Annotated in this window: 3 protein-coding genes; 2 read left to right on the forward strand and 1 reads right to left on the reverse strand. The window is 62.5% G+C overall.

Translation table 11 applies throughout. The annotated features are described in order from the left end of the window. Positions 1 to 81: 81 nt before the first annotated feature. Together FTE24_RS09360 and FTE24_RS09365 are read left to right on the forward strand one after the other, a co-directional pair. On the forward strand, positions 82 to 3,276 hold the full coding sequence (locus tag FTE24_RS09360) for a GNAT family N-acetyltransferase (protein WP_150228821.1): 3,195 nt from the start codon (positions 82 to 84) through the stop codon (positions 3,274 to 3,276). Next, positions 3,273 to 4,151 carry an amidohydrolase family protein gene (locus FTE24_RS09365; protein WP_150228819.1) on the forward strand — a complete coding sequence of 293 codons (879 nt, stop codon included), beginning with the start codon at positions 3,273 to 3,275 and terminating at the stop codon, positions 4,149 to 4,151. The genes FTE24_RS09360 and FTE24_RS09365 overlap by 4 nt, the downstream gene beginning before the upstream one ends. 149 nt (positions 4,152 to 4,300) lie before the next feature. Here the strand turns inward: FTE24_RS09365 and FTE24_RS09370 are convergent. Continuing rightward, a partial coding sequence (locus FTE24_RS09370; RefSeq protein ID WP_272915070.1) for a M56 family metallopeptidase occupies positions 4,301 to 6,221 on the reverse strand: 1,921 nt, incomplete at its 5' end.

The raw sequence follows: 6,221 nt of genomic DNA on the forward strand, positions 1-6,221 counted from the left end.
CTTTCTGGAATTGCATCCAGTTCCCGTTTATACTGGTGGAGTGTCATACATTCCAAAGCAAGCCAGGCAAGGAGGCCCACTATGAGCCAGAATGAAACATCCCGCATCCGGATCGTCGAATACGAACCGAAACATGCCGCTTCGCTGGCCGAGATGTGGAACCGCAGCGGCGAGAGCTGGGGCGGCGACAGCTACGTACATACGGAAGAAGAAACGCGGACGAAGCAGGAACGCAGCACCGACATGCAGACGTTCCTCGCGCTCGACGGCGACGTCGTCGCCGGCTTCTGCAGCTTTTCCTATTACCAGGAAGACGAAGGCGCCCTGTATATCCCGCTGCTTAACGTGCGGCCGGATTACCACGGGCAAAAAGTCGGCAAAGCGCTCGTGCTCAATGCGGTCCGCCGCACGATCGAGATGGGCTGGCCGCGGCTGGACCTGTACACGTGGGCGGGCAATACCAAAGCGGTGCCGGCTTACAAAAAGTGCGGATTTTTCTGGGAAAAACGCGACGATACGACGCATTTGATGAACTTTATTCCGAGCGTGCTGAATACGGACGCGGTCGCCCCGTTCTTCGAGACGGCGGACTGGTACGCGGACGGCAAGCGCGACCTGTCGGTGTATCCCGACGGCGACCGGGAGAACGGGTTCGACTTTTTCACTTACCTCTGGGAAAAAGACGGGCGCAGCCTGAGCATGCAGTTCGAGCGTACCGGACGCGGCCTGCGCCGGATCGAGACGGACGATTACGCGATCGAGACAGTGATCGAGCGGCATCGACTGCCGTTCGGGCGCAGCTATCCGGTCACGTACCGGATCGTGAACAAAAGCGGCGCTCCGCTCGATGTACAGATCGTCGGCAAGAACGGCAAAGGCGTATCGTTCGGCCTGAACGAATCGGTCCAGCTGACGGAAGCCGGAAGTCTTCGCGAGATTCAGGGCATGTTCGAACTGAAAGAAAGGCCCGAAGAACCGAGCGCCCAGCGGACGCATCCCGGCGTCGAAGCGGACGTGACGATCAACGGCCGCTCGGCTTCGTTCAAGACCGGCGTCGCGCCGGTGTTCCCGATCAAGCTGACGACGGTGATCGCGTCTGCGCTCGTCGATCCGGGCAGCGAAAGCGAGCTGCAGATCGGCTTCGAGAGCCGCTTCGCGGAAGACGCCGAGATCGAAGTGTTTCTGCCGGAATCCGGCGACGTCTCGTTCCGTCCATCTTCGCTGCGGCTGAACCTGCCCGCGGGCGGGCGGACTACAGCGAAGCTGCATGCGCTCGTGCATCAACCTGGAATCGCGGCTTCGGACGTGCGGATCGCGGTGTTATCCGGCGGCGAACGCTTCGAAGTCCGCGGCGAGCTGGAAGCGGCGTTCCCCGGACCCTTCGGCATCTTCCACGGCGAGACGCCGCGCGAATGGATCGCGGGCAGCGGCCCCGTCACGATGCACCTGCACAAATGGGACAACCGGCTCAGCCTGCGGACCGCCGGGCAGCAGGGAGCGCCGTTCTCGTTCAATCTGCCGAAGCTCGGTCCTCCGTACAGCGACCGCTTCGTCGAGCATAAGCCGTCCGACGTCCGGTTCGAGCGGCGCGGCGAAGACATCGCGCTCGAAGCCGACTACGAATGGCAGGAGCCGTCCGGCCTGCGCCTGACGCTGATCGCCGTGTTGGCTCCGGGCGGCGCCCTGCAGGTGTCGCACCGCGTGGCAAGCGTCGGCGAAGAACGGCTGCCGCACGATCTGAAGCTCAAGCTTGCGCTGCCGGTCCCGTTCCGGGAAGCGGTGCTGCCTTACGACGGCACGTTCGTCGATCTCGGTACCGGCGCGGACGCGCTGCTCAAAGAGTATTGGAAGCCGGAGAAGCTCACCGAGAACTGGATCTTCTTCCGCTGGCCGACGTCGACCTGCGGACTGGTCTGGCCGCAGGAGCTGCGGCCGGTGCGCGACCGCTGGCAGTACGCGTTCGAACAGCCGGTCGGAGCACTTGCGCCCGGCGAAACGATTCGAACCGCTCCGCTGCGCGTGTTCGTGAACACGTTCGCGGACTGGCGCAACCTGCGCGCCCATGCGCTGGAAAGCGGCGGCCTGATGCCGTATCAGGCCTGGCCGCCGTCCGCGGCAGCACGCGCGGCGCATGCGCCGCCTCGCAAAAGCGAGCACCTCGAAGCTTCGCTGCACGGAGGCAATCCGTTCCTGCCGGGCGTCTTCGAAGCCGAGCTGCTTGAACGCAAGGAAGTCAATCTGAACGGCACGCTGCGGCTGTCTTCCGATCGGGGGTCGATCGCGGCGGACGAACTGCATGCGGACCCCGATCTCGAACAGCGCCGCGTCTCGCGGCAGATCGAACTGGCGGAACGTCCGGAAGCGGATATCGTCGCGTTCGATTTCGATATGGGCGCGTTCTCGCTGCGCCGCCGCCAACTCATCTTCCCCGCCGCGGACGATGCGGCGCCGGTACGTACGAGCAAAGTGACCGATCAGGGACTGGACGCATTCGAAGCGAGCAACGGCATCGTGACGCTGCGCGTATCGCCGTCTTTCGGGCCGGCGCTGTATTCGCTGCGGTATCACGGGCGCGAATGGCTGCATTCGTCTTTCCCGCAGGCCGGTCCGAAATCGTTCTGGAACCCGTGGTTCGGCGGAATCGCAAGCGTACCGGACGGCATGACGGATCGCTCGGTGCTTGAAGAGACGATCGAAGCGGACTTCGCCGAATTGACGGACAACTTCGGCAGCGTCTGGTCGGGGCTCAAGCTGACGGTACGCATCGAGCGCAGCGAAACGCTCAAAGGATTGTCGTACCACCAATATTTCCTGCTGCGTCCCGGTTCGCCGGTCATGGCCTATACGACGGAAGTCGAGCAGCACAGCGGCCTGCCGATCGTCAACGCTCTCCTGAACAAAGGCGCGTTCTTCTCCAGCTCGGCCGACCTGACAGACGGGCGGTTCGAAGTGCGGGATTCCCGCGGCGAACGAATCGTGTACAAAACGGGCAAATACGATATCGACCTGGAGTTCGAAGGCGTGCTGCGCCTGTTCTCCGCCGAGCGCGAAGAACGGCTGCTCGTCGTTCCGGGCGTTGAAAGCCCTCTGCGCCAGTATGCCGTGCTGCTGAACGAACTGGCCGGTATATCTTACGACGACCGCTTCGACGGGCGCGAAGGCGCGCGCAGCTTCGCCGGACCGTATTTCTACGTGCTGACCGACCTTGATCCGCAAGAAGACGAACTGCTTGCGCTGCGCCGTATTTCTTTTGAACGGGAGGAGACTTCATCATGAAAATCATCGATGCCCATATCCATTACTCCGAAATCGAAAGTTTTCATCAGACGGCCGCCGACGTGTCGCGCCTGAGCTATACGCCGGAAGGGCTGGCGGAAGAATTCCGCCGGGCCGGCGTCGTGGCCGCCGTCGGCATGGGCGTGACCGAGACGACCCCGGGCGGGTTCCCCGATCACGCGTCGGCCAATCCGATGGGACTGGACCTCGGAGGCGGCACGCTCGACACGCTGCCGGCGAACGTGTTCGAATGCGCCGGCATCAATCCGCACACGCTGCACGAACCGGGCCAGCTCGAAGCGCTGGAACGTTCGCTTCAGCATCCGAAGACGGTCGGCATCAAGCTGTACGCGGGCTATTACCATTTTGCCGTCAACGACCCGATCTACGATCCGGTCTACACGCTGGCTGCCCGCTACAAGCTTCCGATCGTCATTCACGGCGGCCTCACCTACTCCGACCGCGGGCTGCTGAAATATTCGCATCCGCTGTCGATGGAAGAAGCGCTGCTTGAGCACCGGGACCTTACCTTCATGATCTGCCATCTCGGCGATCCGTGGGTGATGGACACCGCCGCCATGCTGGAGAAAAACCCGAATCTGTACGCGGACTTGTCCGGCTGGTTCGTCGGCGACGACGACAAAATCACCCGTATGCTGACCGAGCAGACCTACGTCGACCATTTCAAACGGGCGATCGTGTTCGCGGAGCGGTACGACCGGCTCGTGTTCGGTACCGACTGGCCGCTGATCCCGATCGACTCGTATATCCGGTTCGTGAAGCATCTGATTCCGGAAAAATATTGGCATCACGTGTTCTACCAAAATGCGCTCGACGTGTTCCCGAAGCTCAAAGAGCAGCTTCCGGTGGACTGATGACGGCGTAACGATGGCGTGATGAACGCATGAAGAAGACGCATCGCAAAAACCCCTGACTTCCGCGATTAAGCAGACGTCAGGGGTTTTCTCGGTTTAGGTTTTAATTTTGTTTTGATTTAAAACCCAATTCCGGCCGCGGCCGCACGTTATTCGTTCCCGGCCTTTTCCCACATGCCCGTGAACAGATCGGCTTTGATCGTCAGCTTGTCTCCGCCGAGCAATACGTTCGCGAGCACGGTTCCGTCTCCGGCATAGCCGGCGACCCAGTCTTCCCCGTCTTTTTTGAGCCTGGAAGCGGTCAGAATCGGCTGCAGCAGCCGCTCGATCTTTGTCTCGTAAGCTTCGTCGTACAGATCGGAAAGGTCCGGCAGCGCACCGTCGTACAGATCCGGCGGCGGCGAGTCGTCGATTACGGCAAGCGTACCGATCGGTCCTCCCTTGGCGGCGTCAAAAATCGTGCCGGTATCCGGATTGACCGCGTAATTCAACGTCAGCGCGGCAGAGTGCGCAGCATCGGCTTCCTCGAAAACGTACAGACCGTCCTGCTCGATCATGTCCCTCTGCGCTGTATCCAGCCGCCCGTCTATCCGTTCCCGGATTTCTTGCTGTGTAAAAGGAGGAGCGACGTCGCCTGTCGGATACATGACGGTATCGGCCGGCTTCAGGTCGGGACCGTACGTGACCGTCAATCGGACAGGGAATTTCGTATCCGACAATTTGCCGTAGGCATGGGCCACGATCCGGTCGCGTACGATTTCGTACTCGGCGACGCCGGGATAATGCAGATCCGAATCTTCTTGCCTCTCATCGTTGTCGTACGCGCGGGTCAGGTAACGTCCGTTCAGACCGGCCTCCACGTAGAGACGGCCTCCGTAGTCGAGCACGGGACGGATCGTGAACCGGTTGTTCCGAAAATCCCGATAATCCGCTACGTCGAGTTCTTCCAGCGTATACGGGTCCAGCACATGGATATGTTCCAGCTCCTGTCCGGTAATCGAACCGACATCCAGAATAAGCACGATTTCCTTGATGCCGTCGTCGTTCACGTCGGCCCAATCGGCGCGCGGCGGATGACCGGGATCGTTGGACGAATCCCAGAGATAGGAACGTCCCTGAGCTTGATCGCCGTTGATCAAGCCTACATGGATCAGGCGCGCCTGTCCGCCTTCCGACGTCTCGCGCGACGTGACGCGAATACTGTTCTCTTCGATCAGCAGCGTCTCGGCGGGATCGTTGAGAGGAACGACGGCCGAATTGGCGTCCGTACCGGGGAGCTGTGCGCCGGGCAGCGCAGAGCTGCCGGCCGCGGCGGTCGGCGCCGACGGCTCGGTCCACTTCGCGCCTGTCAACGTGCAGCCGCCCAGCAGCAGCATGACGGCGGCGCCGACGATCGCGCTGCGATAAGTTTGGGTACGCGGCGTAGCGATCAGAATCAACCTCCTTTTGATTTCGGTCTTGCCACCCGACAGCCCGACGGCACCCGGCAGGGGCGCCGAAACTGCCATCGAGTCGAGCAGCCGTACAATCGTGCGTCCGTACGCGAGGCGTTCGTCCGGCTCAAGTCTCTTCATCGCCAGCGCGTCGCAGGCGACTTCCTGATCTTCCCGCATTCGGCGAAACGCGTACGCCAGCAGCGGATTGAACAGATGCAGCGCCGTCAGCAGCGCGGCCAGCAGGTTCACGGGCACGTCCAGTCTTTTGGCATGCGCCAATTCATGCAGCATGACGTGGCGGATCTGGGACTCGTCCAGCTCCGTCAGCACTTGGGGCGGCAGAAGCAGCCGCGGACGCACGGCGCCGAGCAGCGTCGGCACGCCGACCTGCCCGGTGACTTCGAGCCGCACCGGACGGCGCAGCCGCATCTCGCGCCGGCAGGTCTGCAGCAGGCGCTCCGCCTCCGGCGGCGGGGCGGCGGAATCCTGCCGCAGCCGCGCGGCGAAGCGCGCGTGGGCGCTTAGGCCGAAGGCAAGCGCCGCGGCTGCGCCGAGCAGCCACAGCAGGGCGAAGCCCTGCAGCAGCGCGCGGCCCAGGCCGCCGCGGTCGTCCGCCGCCGAAGCTGCGGCGGGG

Source organism: Saccharibacillus sp. WB 17 (assembly GCF_008634075.2).
Taxonomy (GTDB): Bacteria; Bacillota; Bacilli; order Paenibacillales; family Paenibacillaceae; genus Saccharibacillus; species Saccharibacillus brassicae.